Consider the following 18,160-nt stretch of genomic DNA (forward strand, 5'->3'; position numbering starts at 1 on the left):
GAGGATCAGAAAGCTTGTTTGAATCGATGTATTTCATCCGCAGATTATGCACGAATGCTAAGAAATCCGGAGTGCAAATATTAACCAAAAAGAAGATCGTTTTTTGATTTATGAAAGAGATCTAATATATAAAAACATAATATAACTATAGAAAATTATACTAATTACATAACTTTTAAATATAAGAACAAAGAATGTTTTTATAAGTTGATTAAAAAAATATGCAAGACAAGGAGTTAGCATATGAAATTGATAAAAATTGTCACACCTGTTGTTTTACTTGGGCTTACACAATTTACATTTGCAGATGGTAACTTTAAACGTTTTTCTGTATCTGCGGGTTGGATGCATGTGATGCCGCAAGGAAAGGCAAATCCATTTAATATTAATACTGCGGTAGCAAATGGCACACAGGCTGAAGTAGGCACAATTAGTACTGAAGGTTTTCTAAAAGCGATTGATCCGAATGCAATTTATAATGAAGGGAGTAATTCTGCGAATCTTAAGGACACTTTAACCGACCTTGTGAATGGCCCTTTGGGAGGATTAATTAAAGATAAAGATGGCAATATCAAGTCAGAGATTGCAGGGATCGCAACGATCAATGGACTAGATAATTGGTCAGCTGAAGGTACGGGGCTTGAAGCAGAAGATGTTGATACATTAGGTTTAACATTTAACTACCATATTAATGATAATGTTTCTTTGCAAGTGATTGGCGGCATCCCACCTGAGGTAGATATTAAAGGTAAGGGTATGATTACCGCGCCATTATCTGGTCTAGCAGAGCCAGGTGGTCTAGGCGGTTTATTATTCCCTGATGGTTTGCCACTAGATTACGCAGTACCCATTACGGATTTATCATCTTATGGTAAAGCGGCGAGTGCGAGAGCTTGGACGCCGGTATTTCAGGCACAGTACCAATTTGGTCAGTCGGGTGTAAATAAGTTTAGACCTTATGTGGGCGCAGGGATCATGTATGCTTATTTTAATGATATTGAACTCAATAAAGGGGCATTGAATCTGACTTAATTGCTGCAGGGCATATGATTCAAAACATTAAAGATAATAATGCAGGTGCAGCACTCGATGGTAAAGAATCATCTGGAAAAATGGTGGTCGATGTCGATGCGGATGATGCGATTGCTCCAATTGTCACACTCGGATTTACCTATGACTTCACCCCAAGTTGGTTTACAGTTGCTTCGGTGTCTTATGCGAAGTTAAATAACAAAACCAAGATTGATGTGATTAACCAAACGACGGGTGAACAATTAATTCATGCAACGACCAAGATCGATATTGATCCGCTGATTACTTATTTAGGTGTTGGTTATCGTTTCTAAAAATTTACGGAATCAAAGAATAAAAAAACCGCTCTCAAGAGCGGTTTTTTGCTTTAAAACATAAAGGATTATTTTTCAATAATTGCTGTTACGCCTTGACCACCCGCAGCACAGATCGATACAAGTACACGGCCTGAACCTTTTTGGTTCAATAGTTTTGCAGCAGTTGCGATAATACGACCGCCAGTTGCAGCAAATGGGTGACCTGCAGCAAGTGATGAGCCTTTCACGTTCAATTTAGAACGATCAATTGAACCCAATGGTGCATCTAAGCCTAAACGTTCTTTACAGAATTTAGGATCTTCCCATGCTTTCAGTGTAGACAATACTTGAGATGCAAACGCTTCATGAATTTCATAGTAATCGAAGTCTTGTAGTGTAATGCCTGCACGTTCAAGCATACGAGGCACTGCATACGCAGGCGCCATCAACAAGCCTTCTTTCTTCTCTACAAAGTCAACCGCCGCAGTTTCTTGGAAAGTTAAATAAGCAAGAACTTCGTGACCGTTTGCTTTTGCCCATTCTTCTGACGCAAGAAGGACACATGACGCACCATCAGTCAGTGGAGTCGAGTTACCCGCAGTCATCGTACGCGCATCGCCTTTACCAAATGCTGGTTTTAACTTCGCTAGTTTTTCTACTGATGAGTCTGCACGTAAGTTATTGTCACGCTCTAAACCAAGGAATGGCGTAATGAGGTCATCGAAGAAACCTTCATCATATGCTGCTGCCATTTTTTGATGTGAAGATGCAGCAAGTTCATCTTGCGCTTCACGAGAGATACCCCATTCAAGTGTCGTAATTGCTTGATGGTCACCCATAGAAAGACCTGTACGTGGTTCACCGTTCTTCGGTGCATCCATCAAATCTTTAACATTAATTTTAGTTAATGCTTTTAGGCGGTCTTTACCCGTTTTAGCAATGTTCAACTCAAGTAAAGCTTTACGTAAACCATCACCAAAAGCGATCGGTGCATCAGAGGTTGTATCTACACCACCAGCAACACCCACTTCGATTTGACCCAAAGCAATTTTATTAGCAACTAAGAAAGCAGCTTGTAAACCCGTACCACATGCTTGTTGAATATCGTAAGCAGGTGTTTCAGGAGCAAGTTCAGTATTGAGTACACACTCACGGGTCATGTTAAAGTCACGACTATGTTTTAACACAGCGCCAGCAACAACTTCACCAAGGCGTTGACCTTGAAGGTTGAAGCGTTCAACAAGACCATTTAATGCAGCTGTGAACATATCGCTGTTCGATGCAGTGAAGTAAGCGCCGTTAGAACGAGCGAAAGGAATACGATTACCACCGATAATAGCAACGCGGCGAACTGTGTTTTGACTCATGGTATTATCCTGTTGAACAGACGTTTGAGTTGTTGATTTTGAAGCTGTTTTAGGGGTTGAAGCGGGTGTCTTAGTACGTGTAGATGCACGACGAGGAAGGCTCGTTTTAGCGGCATCACTTGTAGACTTGGTTGCTGTGCCCATACTTTTAGCGGTACGTGGCGTACTCTTTGATGTATTTGACACAGTTTCCGTAGTCGGACTTTCGACTGCTGGATTTTCTTGAGTTGTTTTGCTCATAAGGCTTTTCCAAGCATGTTGATGATCTTCTTGACGGCTACATTAGCATATTCACCAAAGGGGTAAATTGACTAAAATGACATTCGCTAAAGCATTCAGGTCAAGCCATCTGCGGTTTAACTCAAGTATGATTCCATGGAAACTGATGGAACTATTGAAATATAAGTATCTGACATCATCTTGAAGTTAAAGGGATATCTTCAGATCCATCAAAAATTAATCTGTATGAGAGATAATAAACATGACTGATCAATACCAAACATTTGCAAAATCTCCTATTGGTAAATTTGTCATCAAAAATTTAGGTTTACCATCACCGACTTTTTTAGAGCGTTTTGAGTCTGCAACACCTGTAGTTAAAGGTGCGGTTTTATTCGGTGCAGCGCCTGCTTCAACATTGTCTGGTGCAATTGCACAAGTCTTGGCAAATATTCATGCTAATAGCTATGCAGGTAATAATGCTGAATTACAACAAGCTGCGGCAAAATCAGGTCTGAACTTAAGCGCATTTAACGAAGGCGATAAAGAGTCTAAGTTTAAAGTTGTGGTATTTGATGCTTCAGGTATTCAAAACTCAGAACAACTGCATGCCTTATATGCATTTTTTAACCCAATCGCACGTCAAATTCAGGCGTCTGGTCGCGTTGTCGTTGTTGGTACAACACCAGAGACTGCGAAAACTGTGAAACAAGCCATTGCACAACGTGCATTAGAAGGTTTTGTAAAATCAGTGGGTAAAGAGTTTAAGAAAGGGATTGCTGCACAGTTAGTCTATGTAGACGAAGGTGCTGAAGCAAACTTAGAATCTGCATTACGTTTTGTGATTTCACCACGTTCAGCTTATGTATCGGGTCAAGTGATTCGTGTATCTAAAGCAGATGTGGTAGATGTTGATTGGAATAAGCCGCTTGCAGGTAAAACAGCTGTTGTAACAGGTGCAAGCCGTGGTATTGGTGAAGCAATTGCACATGTATTGTCACGTGATGGTGCGCATGTGATTTGTTTGGACGTTCCACAGCAGCAAGCAGACCTTGACCGTGTTGCAGGTGAAATTGGCGGTTCTACGCTCGCGATTGATATTACTGCAAGCGATGCAGGTGAAAAAATCAAAGCTGCTGCAGCTGCTCAAGGTGGTTTGGATATCATCGTGCACAATGCAGGGATTACCCGTGACAAAACTTTGGCCAATATGAAGCCTGAGCTTTGGGACTTGGTGATTAACATTAACTTGTCTGCGATTGAACGTGTAAATGATTACCTTCTTGAAAATGATGGCTTCAATGCAAATGGTCGTATTGTGTGCGTATCTTCTATTTCAGGTATCGCAGGTAACTTAGGTCAAACCAACTATGCTGCATCTAAAGCAGGTGTTATTGGTGTTGTGAAGTTCACAGCGCCGTTACTTAAAAATGGTGTAACGATTAATGCTGTTGCTCCGGGCTTCATTGAAACGCAAATGACTGCTGCGATTCCATTTGCAATCCGTGAAGCAGGTCGTCGTATGAACTCGATGAGTCAAGGTGGTTTACCTGTGGATGTTGCTGAAACGATTGCGATGTTTGCTTCAACTGCGTCGACTGGCTTGAACGGTAACGTGGTACGTGTGTGTGGTCAAAGCTTGTTAGGGGCTTAAAGCATTCCTCTTAAAATTCCCTCTCCTTTTAGGAGAGGGCTAGGGAGAGGTAAAAATTTGCTATAAATGGAATGGGGCTAAGCCGCATCCAGCCTTCTCCTCGAGCCATATATGGCGCAAGCGAAGAGGCTTTTAAAACATTGAAATAAAAACTTCCAAAGGTTTCGTATGAATACTCGCCATTTTAGTCAACTTCCAAAGCCTTATTTAGCCTATCCAAAAGTGATTCAAGGCTTGATTTTTAAAAAGCCAAAAGGTGAAAAAGTTCTGCCGCAAGTTGAATATGTGGTGGATTCATTTAAGGTCGATCAAAAGCATTTAAAAGCTTATAACGAAGTGTGTGGCTTTAAAAACAATGGTTATATCCCAGCGATTTATTTGGCTGTGCTTTCTCAAAGTTTGCAAATGCATATGATGACTACGGAAGCTTTTCCATTTGCGATCTTAGGTTTGGTACATATTCGTAACCAAGTGAAGCAATATCGCAAAGTTGGTGTGAATGAAACACTGTCATTGTCATGCAAATTCGGTGAATTACAGCCACATGATAAAGGTGTGCAATTTGACTTTATTACTACTGCAAAAGTGGGCGATGAAGTGGTTGTAGAATCATTAACCACGTATTTAGCACGTCAAAAAAACGACAACAAAGCTGTGGCAAAATCTACCGAAATAAAGCCAGCAGAGTTGCAAGTTCAAGCTGAATGGAATGTTTCTGAAAATACCGGTCGCCGTTATGCGTTGACTTCTGGTGACTTTAACTTGATTCATATTCATGCTGTAACAGCAAAAGCGTTTGGTTTTAAACAAGCCATTGCACATGGTATGTGGAGTAAAGCCAAAGCCTTGTCGAGCTTAACTTTGCCAGATGCCTATGAAGCAGATGTATGGTTTAAATTACCGATGTATTTGCCTTCTCAAGTCGAGTTCCTAACTGCGCAAACAGGTAAAGATACAGAGTTTGCCATTCGAAATAGTAAGAACAAAAAACCGCATGTCGCGGGAAGTGTGAAGGCACTTTAAGACTTAAGCCTAAATCGATATCGGTTTAGGCTTTTTTGTTTTAATCTCAAGCGATTCATATTCAAAGGAATGATGATGCAGGCGCTCAAAGAATATCTATTTGCACAGAAGAATAATTATCAAGGTACAGTCGACGAGGCGTTTCAAGATTTGGCGGTGCAATTTAGCCGGATGCAGGATGCTCGAACCCACTTAGGCGGAGCTGCCTTAGTGGTGTATTTTAAAGGTCAAAAAGTTGTGGATATTTGGACCGGTAAAAAATCAGCCGAAGAAGCTTGGAAGTCCAATACCCCCTCGGTCTGTTATTCCACGGGTAAAGGCGTACTTGCAACGCTAGCACATATCTTAGTGAGCGAAGGCTTTCTAGATTACGATACTCCCGTTGCAGCATATTGGCCGGAGTTTGCTCAAAATGGCAAGTCGGATATCACATTAAGGCACATGCTGAGTCACCAAAGTGGTTTATACGATATCCGTAATATCATTGAAACGGCATCTGAAATGGCAGATTGGCCACATATGCTCAACGTGATTGAACAAGCTAAGCCACGTTTTGAGCCATCAACTGATGCAGCATATCAACCGTTAACCTTCGGTTGGCAAGTCGGTGGTGTACTTGAAAAGGCCACAGGTCGACCGCTTGCTGAACTAATGCAACACTATTTGGTTGAGCCTTTGGCATTGGATCATGCATTTTTTGGCGTACCAGAGCATCAACTTAGTGAGGTTGCTCGCTTGATTCCGAAAAAGAAACAAGTAGAACGTGCTGTAGATACATCTGCACAAGAAAATACCCAAGCGCAGACAACGAAAAAAAAGACTGATACACGAAAACCATCAATCTTTGATCAGCTCCTACAACTTTCGGGACAAAATTTGCAAGACTTTCAAGATGGTATGATTCCAAAAGGAATGCGCAAGTTTTCATTTTTTAGTGATGAGGGTTTACAAGCCATCATTCCTGCAGCAACAGGCGTATTTAGTGCTAATAGTTTAGCGAAAATCTATGCAATGCTAGCCAATCATGGCCAGTGGCGAGGACAGACCTTAATCACACCACAAGTTTTTGAATCTTTAAGTAAAATTCAATATAAAAAACGTGATCGTATTATGCCTTTACCGATGAATTGGCGTTTGGGATATCATCGAATTTTAACTTTAGGTAAATCTAGTGAAGGTTTTGGACATATTGGTTTTAATGGTTCTGGGGCCTGGTGTGATCCGCAGCGTGATTTAAGTTTTGCTTATACACATAACTTTGCGACGGGTTCAATTACCGGCGATTATCGCTTATGGGGCTTAACTCAAGAAACGCTACGCTGTGCAGACAAAGCACTTAAAGGACGCAAGGGCTGGCTTTAAGATACTTCGGGATAGAACAGAAATTGGGGAAATGTGAAAAATATGCTATTTTCCCTCGCTGTTTTAGACTGCTGTGATATCCCTATGAAAAAAGTTGTTTTGATTCCCTTAGTCGCAACGTCGGCAATGTTGGGTTGTCAGGATTCAACTCCAACGAAAGCAAAAGAGATAGAAGCGATTACTGCCGAAAAACAGCAAGCTGCATGGGTGGGTGATTTTAAAGGTACAACGCCGTGTATGGGCTGTCTTTCTCGTTGTGAAGATTGTCCCGGTATGGCTGTGGCTCTTGAGCTACATGAAGACCAAACCTATACACTTACTCGTGAAAGTCTAAGTGGTCATAACGAAGTAGAAGTGCTAAAAGGTGTAATTCGTTTTAAAGATGAATCAAAGCAGCAGCTAGAACTTATGAATGTGCAAACGCGTAATCTTTTGTATGTTGATTTGGATCAGCAATTACTTGAAATTCGGGAAGACCAGACGGCGAAACGCTATCAAATGCAGAGTGATTTCCTTTTAAATAAAGCAGTTTAAGCATTCGTAATTTATATTAAATTTGCCTGATCATTGTGATAGCTCAAGATCGGATTTTTATTGTCCAAACTCTGCCATTTATTTCACTATTAGACAAAAAAACAGTATGCTTACACCTGTAAAAAGGAGCATACATGTATCAAGTACTTGCACGAAAATACCGTCCACGAAATTTTATTGAACTCGTGGGACAAAACCATGTGTCACGCGCACTTACCAGTGCCTTAGAACGTGGTCGGTTACATCATGCGTATTTATTTACAGGTACTCGAGGTGTGGGTAAAACCACTATTGCCCGTATTTTGGCAAAATGTCTGAACTGTGAAACAGGTGTAACCTCAACGCCGTGTGAAGTCTGCCCAACGTGTAAAGCAGTAAATGAAGGTCGTTTTATTGATTTAATTGAAATCGATGCGGCATCACGGACCAAAGTTGAAGATACGCGAGAACTACTCGATAACGTTCCTTATGCACCAACCCAAGGTCGCTTCAAGGTTTATCTGATCGATGAAGTGCATATGCTCTCTACGCATTCATTTAATGCGTTATTAAAGACTCTAGAAGAACCGCCAGAGCATGTGAAGTTCTTATTTGCTACTACAGATCCACAAAAATTACCGATTACTGTAATTTCACGTTGTCTGCAATTTACTTTGCGTCCTTTAGCGGTGGATGAAATCACATCGCATTTGACAGATATCTTACAAAAAGAACAAATTCAAGCGGAGCAAGATGCGATTTGGCAAATTGCTGAATCGGCTCAAGGTTCACTGCGTGATGCATTGTCACTAACTGATCAGGCGATTGCCTATGGTCAGGGTTCAATTCAGCACCAAGATGTTAAAGACATGTTGGGCCTAATTGACCGTACGATCATTTATGATTTGATTTTAGCCATTCATCAAAATCAGCGTGAACGCGTGAGTGCTTTACTCATGCAATTCCGTCAACAAGCGTTGGATGTTTCGCTGGTATTAGATCAGTTGATTTCAACGTTACATGAACTGGCATTATTACAATACTTGCCAGACTTAGCGTTGAAATATAGCGCTGAGATCAATCAAAAAATTATGCAATTGTCGCAGTTGATTTCAGCTCAAGATTTGCAGTTGTATTATCAAGTCGCATGCAAAGGTCGGGCAGACTTGCAGTTGGCAGTCACGCAAGAGCAAGGTTTTGAGATGTGTGTGCTGCGTCTATTAGCATTCCGACCATTACAGCCAAACGAAATGTTGGTCTCTGCCGTACAGCAAGAGTCAGCCGCACAGCCACAGCTTGCTCAAAATCAGGCCGAAACAGTTCAGCCGACTCAAACACAGTCTTTGCAGCAACCCAATACCGTTGTTGAGTCTGCTGCACAGGTTGCCACTGTTGAGCAGCCTGAAGCTGTACCCGCTGTAGACACATCGCCAGCTTTCGATGATTTTGATGATTCACATTATGATGACGATGATGGCTATGTTTCTGCACCTGCAGCCGACGAACCTTCATCTGATGATTTTTTAGATGATCCTGAAGAAGACGCAATAAGCCAAACTTCTACAGCATCTACAGCAAATGGCACTCTAGATACGCAAGAGGTTGCACCGGTTGAGTCTGTATCGACACAGCAAAATGACACGCTTGTTATGGATGCCGTGGCAGAAGATACATTATTTGATTTAGATCCGACGCCGAGTACTGAAACTGAAGAAGTTGATGTGAGCGCTATAAATTTTGAAGATATTGCACCTTTAGAACCAACAGCTTTAGAGCCAACAAGTACACAGCCTGAAACAGCTCAGCCACATTTGATAAATGCCGTTGAACCACAACATGTGGTGAATGAATCAGTTTCGGGTGCTCAAGGCGACAATGGTTTTGATCTAGCATCACCACAAGTTACGCAAAGTTCCGTTTCTTCGGATGCTGTTCAAACGGGTTCATCCTCTACCTTGATGCCACAAGATATTTTGACTTTACAGCCTCAAACCCTTGAAGGTGAGTGGACGGTCGAAAAGTGGGAGTATTGGTTCCGAAATAGTCAACTTTCACCTGCGGTACAAGAGTTGGCGCAGCATGGCATTATGCGAGGTACGATTGACGGTGAATCGACTTTCCATATTCCAAAGCGGTACGAAGCTTTAGTGACTCAATTACAGCATGTATTGGAACAAGCGATTCATACGCAATGGTCAAAATGTCGTTTCCATATCAGCTTTGAAGATGTCGAAGAAACCACACCATATGCTTTACAACATGTCCGCAAGGAAAAGGCCTTTGCACGTGCAAATGAGTTATTACATGCAGAGCCTGTTGTGAAAGACTTACTCAAAAGCTTTGATGGTGAGTTGCAAAATATCCAGCTCAAATAAGTTTTAAGCTGGATATAAAAATTAAAGTAAAAACTGAGTTAAAGCATCTCGCATTTCATCGGGTATCGAGGTGCTTTTTCGTGTTTGGCGGTCAACAAACACATGCACGAAATGTCCTTGGGCTGCAGCCTCATTTTGTCCTTGTTTAAAAATAGCCAAGTCATAGCGCAGTGAAGAATTACCAATTTTTTCAATCGCAACCCCAACTTCAATGATTTCTGGATAGGACAGTTCTTGTAAAAAACTGCAGGCTGAATCGACCACTAAACCGATGATCGGGGTATTTTGCAAATCAAAACCGGCATGTTGAATCAAGAGTGCATTTGCAGCGGTATCAAAATAGCTGTAATAGGTGACATTATTGACGTGGCCATACATATCGTTGTCTGCCCAACGCGTTTGGATTGGAAATAAAAATCGATAGTTTTGGCGGCGTTTAGTTTCAGGTTTCATCGTTGGTATTTTCTTTATTTCAAAAATGAGTGAACTTTAGGCATAAATTGATTGGTAAATCTGGCGTGCATCTTCAAACTGCAGTTCTCGCGGATTATTTTGTAATAGTCGTGTTTGTAATAATGCGTCTTCTGCTAAACGATCGAGCATATTTTCAGGCACATTCAGTTGGCTGAGTTTTAGCACCAAACCGCTCTGATCTAAATGATTTTGCATATGATCAATAAATAAATCACATAAACCATCGGTACAGCCCGTACTGTATGGGTCTAGCCAACTCATAAGTTCTGCATAATGCTGCTTGGCCTGAGGTGCATTAAACTTTAACACTTCAGCGAGAACCAGTGCATTGGTATGACCATGCGAGAGATGAAAGTGTCCACCGAGTGGATAGGCGAGTGCATGCACCGCTGCAACTGGAGCATTAGCAAAGGCCTGACCTGCAAGCATTGAACCGACTAGCATGTGCTGACGCGCTTCGAGGTTATGTCCATCTTGTAAAACCAGTGCTAAGTTTTTATTTAATAAACGCAAAGCTTGTTTGGCGAGCATATCCGCATACGGATTTTTTTTGATTTTTGATGTATAGGCTTCAATGGCATGCACCATGGCATCGATACCTGTCGCTGCGGTAATATGTGCGGGAAGATTTAATGTAAAGTTCGCATCGAGGATGCAGACATCGGCATACAGTACAGGGGAGACGATACCAGTTTTGGTGGTTTCACCTGTAGTGACGATAGAGATTGGTGTGACTTCAGAGCCGGTCCCTGCCGTTGTCGGGATCAAAATGAGCGGTAAGCGTGGTCGTTTTGCATTAGCAACACCATATAAATCACTGATCTGTTGTGTTTGCTTAGGATGAGCCAAGATCGCAATAATTTTAGCCACATCCATTGAACTGCCACCGCCAAAACCAATAATCAAATCCACTTTTTCATTCTTGGCAAATTGAACTGCATCCAAAACTATATGTTCTGCAGGGTCAGCTTGAATACTGGAATAAATCACATAATCTTGATGGATACTTTCTAAAATATCCAAAATGGGTAAATGTAATTGTTGTTGCAACATACCGGGGTCGGTCACAAGCATGACACGTTTGGCTTGAAAGTCGTCTAGGACCTCTCTCAGTTGGGAAATAGAGCCTAAGCCTGAAATAATATTGCTGACGGTTTGAAACTGAAATTGACTCATTGGCTTATCCCTAATTTTTTATATCCAAATAAACATTATTCTTGAGTGTTGATATAGGATTCATCCTGTAAATAACTTAACATAAGACGCTTGAAATAAAAGTAGTCTTGAGGTTGTTATGTCATCCAGCACGCCATATAAGGTGTTGTGTGTTTGTTTAGGAAATATTTGCCGTTCACCTACGGCTGAAGTGGTTTTTAGACATTTTTGTGATGAAGCGCAACTCAATATTCACGTCGATTCTGCGGGTACGAGCAATTATCATCCGGGTAAAGCGCCTGATCTTCGTAGTCAACAGCATGCAAAATTACGTGGCTATAACTTATCTGCATTACGCGCACGTCAGTTAACGGTTCATGATTTTATTAAATTTGATTTGATCTTGGCCATGGACTACGAAAATTTAGACAATATTCAAAACCTCATGCAAAAAGCGCAGCAACAATTGGGTCAGCTACGTGCCCAAGTGTCTTTGATGAGTCAACATGATCACCAATATCCGCAACAAGAAGTACCAGATCCGTACTATGGTGGTGATGCAGGGTTTGAACATGTATTAGATCAATGCGAATCTAGCAGTCAGGCTTGGGTCAATTATTTAAAAACTCAGTTACAAGCACAGCAAAAAAATTAAGGTTTAAGAATGCAAATTCAAACACAGGTTCAGCTTAAGCCATTTAATACATTAAGTCTCGATGCTGTAGCATCTCATTATGTACGTGTTCAATCGGTAGAAGATATCCAAGCAGCGCTCGACTTTGCCAAAGCTGAGCAATTAAATGTATTGGTGCTTTCAGGGGGTAGTAATATGCTGTTGCCTGAGCAAATTCATGCTTTAGTGATGCACATGGATATTCAAGGGATTGAATATGTACAAGACGATGCCGCAACCCAAACTTTAAAAGTGGGTGCAGGGCAAGTGTGGCATGACTTTGTGCTATGGACGACGGCACACCAGTTTTATGGCTTACAAAATTTAGCATTGATACCTGGTTTAGTCGGTGCTTCACCTGTGCAAAATATTGGAGCTTATGGTGTTGAAGCGGGTGAATTTATTGAATCTGTGCAGGTCTATGACCGAGTAACAGAACAGCAAAGTAGTATTAGCGCTGCCGATTGTCATTTTTCATATCGCCATAGTATTTTTAAAGATGAGCCAGAGCGTTTTATTATTACGCATGTCACGTTTAAACTTTTAAAACATGCCGATTTAAAATTAAATTATGGTGATTTAAAGCAGGCGGTAGGCGAAGACTTAAGTGCAGAAAACCTACAACAACAAGTCATTCATATCCGTCAAACCAAACTGCCAGATCCCAAAGAATTTCCAAATGTCGGAAGTTTCTTTAAAAATCCCGTGATTAGCCAGCAAGTCTTTGACCAAATTGCGCTGCAATTTCCAAATTTACCCCATTACCCGCAGCCGAATAATGCGGTAAAACTGGCAGCGGGCTGGTTGATTGATCAAGCGGGTTGGAAAGGGAAATCTGTGGGTTCAGTGGGTATGTTCCATAAGCAAGCTTTGGTATTGGTCAATTACCAAGACGGCACGCTGCAAGATGTACGTACAACATACAAAGCTGTACAACATGCTGTTTTTGAAAAATTTAATATTGAACTACATCCTGAGCCTGTATTATTTGATACAAATGGCTTGATTCGATCTCACGCAGATCAATAACAACACTTAGGTTTTAGATTTATGCATAAAACACATTGGATGGTTCGCTTAGTACAAATTGCCGCAGTGCTATTTGTACTTTTGGGCTGTCTAATGATTTTTATCTATACGCCGTTTTATTCTAAATTGATCGTTAAAAGTTTAAATTATTTCGTTCCTGTAGAAGTCAATCAGCTTGCAGCGCAAAGTCAAAAACTCGGTGCTTTGAGTGACGATGATAACTATGAGCCGGGTTCTGACTTATGGATCGCGCGCCAAGCGTATTTAAAACTCATGGAGCAAGCCATACAGTCTGATGAGCCTCAAGATTTAACCCTTATACAAGCACGTTATAAGGCGTTACAGCAGCTCATTGAAGAAGAACATGAAAAAGAAAAGAATGATAGTCAAAAGGACATGCCGAAAGTTCCTTTGCTGAATCCTTCTGCATCCGAGGCGGCATCCTCTGAAGCAATGGCGGAAAATCCTGCTCAAAAAATGAAAGAGCTGCTCGAACTCAATAGTGCGGAAAATAAAGGACTCATGACGCAATATACAGAGTTCTTAAAAACTCATGAAATTGAGCAAGCTGCTTCAGAAGCGGAACCGATCGATGATGAAACCTATCTTGATCTAGCCAAAATGAAAGATAAAACCCTGAAGAAACCAACCGCAGATCCGTATGCGATCGTGGTGTTAGGTGGTGGCTTAACTTTAGATAAAAATGATAAAGATATCGTGGTGAATGACTACACACGACTTCGACTGGAAAAAACACTCGATGTCGAACGCGCACATAAGTTACCGATTGTACTGAGTGGTGTGGAAGCACCGTATATGCAAGCTTGGTTAAAGCAATATGATGTCGATGCGAAATTGCTTGAAAACCGGAGTATGAATACTTGCGAAAATTCACGCTTTAGTTCGTTATTGTTACAGAAAAAAGGCGGCGCACCGACGGTTATTTTAATCACCGACCAATATCATATGCCTCGAACACGGCGTTTATTTGCATTAAATGGTATTGAAACCATTCCTGTTGTTGCACCTATGCCAACGACATTAACCACATGGCGACCAAGTGAAAAAAATTATGATCATAGTCGTCGTGCCAATTATGAATTATTAGCTACCTTACGTGACGTTTGGTTTGGCTCAAGTGACTGTCGGGAGGTCCCATAATGTCAGATATCCCATTTCTTAATCCTTCGATTCTTAAACAATTAGATCTTCCAGTTCCAAGTCGAGAATTAACCCCACAATTATTAGAACCTTTAAATTTAAATCGACCTTTTGAGCCTAGTGTTGAAATACAGTCTTATCGACGACTTTATGGTTTAGATGCCTTGAACTGTGAACATTGGCAAGGCTATGTAGAAATGTCTTTGTTCAAATTACATGTACAAGTATTTCAACCGAAACTGAAAACTGAAACGGATGTCATTAAAGGCACTGTATTTTTATTGCATGGTTATTTAGAGCATAGTGGAATATATCAGCCGATTATTCGTGAGCTCTTAGATCAAGGTTTTAGTGTTTTGACCTATGATTTACCGGGGCATGGTCTAAGTAATGGATCGCCAGCCAGTATTCAAAACTTTGATCATTACCAACAAGTTTTGGAAGCGGTATATCGTTATGTGAAACATGCAGCTCAATTACCGACACCGTGGTTAGGGATTGGGCAGAGTACGGGTGGGGCGATTTGGCTGCATCATCTGTTAGATTTTGCTGAACATCGCAAAAACCCTTATGTCGAACGAGTTTTATTATTATCTCCGCTGATTCGCCCTGCAAAAACGGCATGGTGGCATAACTCGGTTGGATTAGGCATTATTCGTCGTATTAAACGTGAAGTGCCACGTCATTTTAGACGGAATAATCATAACCCTGAGTTTTTGCGTTTTGTACGTTTAAAAGATCCTCTACAACCTCGAATGATGGGGATGGACTGGATTTTGGCCATGTCAAAATGGATGCAGGAAATGGAAGAGCGACCTGCATGTCGTATTCCAGTGTGGTTAGCTCAAGGCGCACAGGATCAGACGGTGGATTGGCGTTATAACATTGAGTTTATACGTCGTAAATTCCGTTTACAGACGCTTCTCATGCTTGAAGAAGGTTCACATCAGCTGATTAATGAACGTGCCGATATTCGTGCTGCATTAACAGGTTTGATCCCGGCATTCTTGCATGCTCAATCCAACAGTAAGTCTTATTACTAACTGATGTTACGCACGTAAAAGTAATTACGCATTTTTAAAATGATTTTTTAATTTTATTCGACGGAGTCTTGCATCTAGAGATTAAATAAAAGGATTAGCCTTCGACTGGAGGTACTCTTACGAAACATTGTTTCTCATTAGGCAAAATGAGAAGCAAAGCTTCGCAAGGAAACCATCTTGCGGTGCAATGCACCTCACCGACAAAACTCGTTCACTAGCATCTACTTATTTAAACTATCGCAAAAACTTTTTTGATTAGATGTCGTCCTGCCTCAAACACTTGCGGATGACGTTGCCGCGTATCGTACTTTTATTTAAATCAAATTGCGCTTCTGGTGTTACTGCGTAACATCAGTTACTAATTGACGATTGAGCACAGCTTACCTTAATCAGTGTGATGGATCTAGACGAAAAAAAAGAGGCGTAGTCGCCTCTTTTTTTTGGGTGGAGGAATCAGAACTTTTCTAGATGAGCCATATTCCACATACGGAAATAGAAGTTTTCCTCATCTTTATTTTCACAGCTGAGTAACTCCCCATCTTTTAACCAAAAATGTAGCTGTGCATAGTTTTTAATTTCACGGTTATTAATCCGCTGCGCTAGATGGTGCGCACGGATATCGGATGGATGTTGTAAACCTGCTGAGGCAATAAGTTCAGATAAGCCATGCAAGGTATTTTTGTGGAAATTAAAAACACGTTCTGCTTTGGTCGGAACATGGATGGCTTTTTGACGGTCTTTGTCTTGTGTCGCAACGCCAACTGGACATTGGTTGGTATGACAGCTTTGAGCTTGAATACACCCAACTGCAAACATAAAGCCACGAGCTGAGTTGACCCAATCTGCACCAATTGCCATGGTACTGGCAATATCAAAAGCACTAATAATTTTACCACTGGCACCGACTTTAATTTTTGAACGTAAGCCTGCACCAATCAGGGTGTTATTAACAAAGAGTAGGCCTTCACGCAGGGGTGTACCCATATTATCAATCAATTCAATCGGTGCTGCGCCAGTCCCACCTTCAGAACCATCTACCACGATAAAATCGGGTGTAATCCCTGTATGTAACATAGCTTTTACGATACTCATAAATTGCCATGGTTGCCCGATACACAGTTTAAAACCCACAGGTTTGCCTTCTGACAGTTCGCGCAATTGCTGAATAAATTGCATCATTTCAATAGGGGTGCTAAAGGCAGGATGGCTAGATGGAGAGATACAGTCATGTTCACGGCTGACACCACGGATTTGAGCAATCTCTTCGGAAATTTTGTCTTTAGGTAAAATGCCACCATGGCCTGGTTTTGCACCTTGAGATAATTTGATCTCAATCATTTTGACTTGAGGGTGCTTGGCTTGTTCAGCAAAACGTACAGGGTCGAATTGACCATCAATCGTACGGCAGCCAAAGTAACCACTACCGAGTTCCCAAACAATGTCGCCACCATTTTCCAAGTGATAAGGACTAATACTGCCTTCACCAGTGTCATGGTAGAAATTACCCATTTTTGCGCCTAAGTTTAAGGCACGAATGGCATTGGCACTTAAGCTACCAAAGCTCATCGCAGAAATGTTTAATATCGATGCGCTATACGGTTGTTTACATTGCTCATTGCCGATGTTAATACGGAATGTTTCAGGAATGGCAGGAATGCAAGGTGACAAGGAGTGATTGATAAAGCGGTAATCATTTTGGTAAACATCAACAATTGAACCAAATGGTTTATCTGCATTTTGGTTTTTTGCACGTTGATAGACCAAGCTACGTTGCATACGAGAAAAGGGCAGTGCATCTTGATCAGATTCAATAAAATATTGGCGAATTTCAGGTCGAAATTCTTCAAATAGAAAACGAAAGTGCCCCATGATGGGGTAATTTTTTAAGATCGAATGTTTGTTTTGTATGACGTCATACAAACCCAATAAACTCAAAAGCCCAGTAATGACCCAGATACTATTCAATAAGGTTTGTGGAATAAAATATTGAATATAACGAGGGGAATAACCTAAATGAAAACTCGAAATGAGTAGGAAGATAAAAATACAAGCAAACCAAATGGAATGCCGAGAAAAAAAAGTATTTAGTAGCTTGTGGCGAATAGTTTGCGCTGGACTGGCCATATTTTGAAAAATCTTATTCAGCTCATTTGCTCATAATTTGCCGAGTTTATGCACAATGCTCAAGCTTTAATTTGTTGATTCAGTGTAGCATTTATAAAAAGCAGCACTGAAGTTGGATGAATTTTTCATTTAAATCCAAATCAGATAAGAAAAGCAGGAATGTTCTTTAAGAAAATTTATGAAAAGTAGCGCGGTTCTTGTTATTTCACAGTGTACAAAATGGAGGTTAAAGTGATTTTACTTTCTAAACACGAGGTGCTGAATATGACTATGAAATCTATTCGTTATAATAATGCCGACCTAGCCTGCCTATGTCAGTAATTGATTATAGCCATGAGAAATTAGCGCTACGGCATAAGGTATTCAGCAGATACTTATGCTGTAGTTCCTTTGACCTAAACGACTAAAATTACAAAAATATTCTAAGAAATTATCCAGTCCCAGCGTTGGGACTTTTTTATGTGTTGATATTTTAAGGGAAAATCTAAGCATAAATAATGTACTAGATATTCATTATGCGTTAGAAGTTGTCACCTCAAATAAAAGAATGATACGCGGTAAGGTCATCCGCAAGTGTTTGAGACAGGACTACATTTATTTAAAAATGTTTTTGCGATACTTTGAATAAGTAGACGTTAGTGAACGAGTTTTGCGGATGAC

The 18,160-nt window shown here is 40.8% G+C and carries 13 protein-coding genes and 1 pseudogene; 10 read left to right on the top strand and 4 right to left on the bottom strand.

Annotated features, from left to right (window positions below; translation table 11 throughout):
- The first annotated feature begins 243 nt into the window (after positions 1 to 243).
- Positions 244 to 1,346, top strand: a pseudogene (locus FTU65_RS11155) (OmpW family protein).
- A 68-nt stretch (positions 1,347 to 1,414) separates the two neighbouring features.
- Here FTU65_RS11155 and FTU65_RS11160 read toward each other — a convergent pair.
- Entirely contained in the window at positions 1,415 to 2,935 is a 1,521-nt protein-coding gene (locus FTU65_RS11160; RefSeq protein ID WP_180010379.1) for an acetyl-CoA C-acetyltransferase, read from the bottom strand.
- A gap of 241 nt (positions 2,936 to 3,176) precedes the next feature.
- Between FTU65_RS11160 and FTU65_RS11165 the strand changes: the two genes are divergently transcribed.
- The 5 genes from FTU65_RS11165 (at position 3,177) to dnaX (ending at position 9,841) form a co-directional block, all read left to right on the top strand.
- Positions 3,177 to 4,568 (top strand): 3-oxoacyl-ACP reductase, encoded by a 1,392-nt coding sequence (locus FTU65_RS11165; RefSeq protein ID WP_180007894.1) that lies wholly within the window; start codon positions 3,177 to 3,179, stop codon positions 4,566 to 4,568.
- A gap of 168 nt (positions 4,569 to 4,736) precedes the next feature.
- Complete coding sequence (locus FTU65_RS11170; RefSeq protein WP_180065288.1) at positions 4,737 to 5,591, top strand: MaoC/PaaZ C-terminal domain-containing protein; 855 nt, start codon at positions 4,737 to 4,739, stop codon at positions 5,589 to 5,591.
- 75 nt (positions 5,592 to 5,666) lie between these two features.
- Positions 5,667 to 6,953 (top strand): serine hydrolase, encoded by a 1,287-nt coding sequence (locus FTU65_RS11175; RefSeq protein ID WP_180066801.1) that lies wholly within the window; start codon positions 5,667 to 5,669, stop codon positions 6,951 to 6,953.
- An 84-nt stretch (positions 6,954 to 7,037) separates the two neighbouring features.
- On the top strand, positions 7,038 to 7,487 hold the full coding sequence (locus FTU65_RS11180; protein WP_180007896.1) for a copper resistance protein NlpE N-terminal domain-containing protein: 450 nt from the start codon (positions 7,038 to 7,040) through the stop codon (positions 7,485 to 7,487).
- Positions 7,488 to 7,621: 134 nt separating this feature from the next.
- Entirely contained in the window at positions 7,622 to 9,841 is a 2,220-nt protein-coding gene (gene dnaX / locus FTU65_RS11185; protein ID WP_180066803.1) for a DNA polymerase III subunit gamma/tau, read from the top strand.
- A gap of 21 nt (positions 9,842 to 9,862) precedes the next feature.
- Here dnaX and FTU65_RS11190 read toward each other — a convergent pair whose 3' ends face one another.
- Together FTU65_RS11190 and FTU65_RS11195 are read right to left on the bottom strand one after the other, a co-directional pair.
- A complete protein-coding gene (locus tag FTU65_RS11190) occupies positions 9,863 to 10,294 on the bottom strand; it encodes a thioesterase family protein (protein ID WP_180041166.1) in 432 nt (143 codons plus the stop codon).
- A 36-nt stretch (positions 10,295 to 10,330) separates the two neighbouring features.
- Positions 10,331 to 11,491, bottom strand: a complete 1,161-nt coding sequence (locus FTU65_RS11195) for an iron-containing alcohol dehydrogenase (protein WP_168377751.1) — start codon at positions 11,489 to 11,491, stop codon at positions 10,331 to 10,333.
- Between the two features lie 118 nt (positions 11,492 to 11,609).
- On the opposite strand from FTU65_RS11195, the gene FTU65_RS11200 reads away from it, so the two are divergent.
- Genes FTU65_RS11200 through FTU65_RS11215 form a run of 4 tightly spaced genes read left to right on the top strand, consistent with a single transcriptional unit; the run spans position 11,610 to position 15,376 of the window.
- Positions 11,610 to 12,125, top strand: a complete 516-nt coding sequence (locus FTU65_RS11200) for a low molecular weight protein-tyrosine-phosphatase (RefSeq protein ID WP_180005225.1) — start codon at positions 11,610 to 11,612, stop codon at positions 12,123 to 12,125.
- Positions 12,126 to 12,134: 9 nt separating this feature from the next.
- Positions 12,135 to 13,172, top strand: a complete 1,038-nt coding sequence (gene murB, locus FTU65_RS11205) for a UDP-N-acetylmuramate dehydrogenase (RefSeq protein ID WP_180066805.1) — start codon at positions 12,135 to 12,137, stop codon at positions 13,170 to 13,172.
- A 21-nt stretch (positions 13,173 to 13,193) separates the two neighbouring features.
- Complete coding sequence (locus FTU65_RS11210; protein WP_180066807.1) at positions 13,194 to 14,333, top strand: YdcF family protein; 1,140 nt, start codon at positions 13,194 to 13,196, stop codon at positions 14,331 to 14,333.
- Positions 14,333 to 15,376: an alpha/beta hydrolase gene (locus FTU65_RS11215; RefSeq protein ID WP_180066808.1), complete on the top strand. Its 1,044-nt coding sequence runs from the start codon at positions 14,333 to 14,335 to the stop codon at positions 15,374 to 15,376. The genes FTU65_RS11210 and FTU65_RS11215 overlap by 1 nt, the downstream gene beginning before the upstream one ends.
- A gap of 453 nt (positions 15,377 to 15,829) precedes the next feature.
- Here FTU65_RS11215 and FTU65_RS11220 read toward each other — a convergent pair whose 3' ends face one another.
- Positions 15,830 to 17,500 (bottom strand): FMN-binding glutamate synthase family protein, encoded by a 1,671-nt coding sequence (locus tag FTU65_RS11220; protein ID WP_078188593.1) that lies wholly within the window; start codon positions 17,498 to 17,500, stop codon positions 15,830 to 15,832.
- Positions 17,501 to 18,160: the final 660 nt, after the last annotated feature.

Source organism: Acinetobacter sp. YH12129, from assembly GCF_013418685.1.
GTDB classification, from domain to species: domain Bacteria; phylum Pseudomonadota; class Gammaproteobacteria; order Pseudomonadales; family Moraxellaceae; genus Acinetobacter; species Acinetobacter amyesii.

Excerpts from the sequence above, each read along its gene's own strand:
- FTU65_RS11165 (WP_180007894.1), top strand. The coding sequence starts at position 3,177 with ATGACTGATCAATACCAAACATTTGCAAAATCTCCTATTGGTAAATTT.
- FTU65_RS11160 (WP_180010379.1), bottom strand. The coding sequence starts at position 2,935 with ATGAGCAAAACAACTCAAGAAAATCCAGCAGTCGAAAGTCCGACTACG.
- murB (WP_180066805.1), top strand. The coding sequence starts at position 12,135 with ATGCAAATTCAAACACAGGTTCAGCTTAAGCCATTTAATACATTAAGT.
- FTU65_RS11175 (WP_180066801.1), top strand. The coding sequence starts at position 5,667 with ATGCAGGCGCTCAAAGAATATCTATTTGCACAGAAGAATAATTATCAA.
- FTU65_RS11195 (WP_168377751.1), bottom strand. The coding sequence starts at position 11,491 with ATGAGTCAATTTCAGTTTCAAACCGTCAGCAATATTATTTCAGGCTTA.
- FTU65_RS11210 (WP_180066807.1), top strand. The coding sequence starts at position 13,194 with ATGCATAAAACACATTGGATGGTTCGCTTAGTACAAATTGCCGCAGTG.
- FTU65_RS11190 (WP_180041166.1), bottom strand. The coding sequence starts at position 10,294 with ATGAAACCTGAAACTAAACGCCGCCAAAACTATCGATTTTTATTTCCA.
- FTU65_RS11170 (WP_180065288.1), top strand. The coding sequence starts at position 4,737 with ATGAATACTCGCCATTTTAGTCAACTTCCAAAGCCTTATTTAGCCTAT.
- FTU65_RS11200 (WP_180005225.1), top strand. The coding sequence starts at position 11,610 with ATGTCATCCAGCACGCCATATAAGGTGTTGTGTGTTTGTTTAGGAAAT.
- dnaX (WP_180066803.1), top strand. The coding sequence starts at position 7,622 with ATGTATCAAGTACTTGCACGAAAATACCGTCCACGAAATTTTATTGAA.
- FTU65_RS11220 (WP_078188593.1), bottom strand. The coding sequence starts at position 17,500 with ATGGCCAGTCCAGCGCAAACTATTCGCCACAAGCTACTAAATACTTTT.
- FTU65_RS11215 (WP_180066808.1), top strand. The coding sequence starts at position 14,333 with ATGTCAGATATCCCATTTCTTAATCCTTCGATTCTTAAACAATTAGAT.
- FTU65_RS11180 (WP_180007896.1), top strand. The coding sequence starts at position 7,038 with ATGAAAAAAGTTGTTTTGATTCCCTTAGTCGCAACGTCGGCAATGTTG.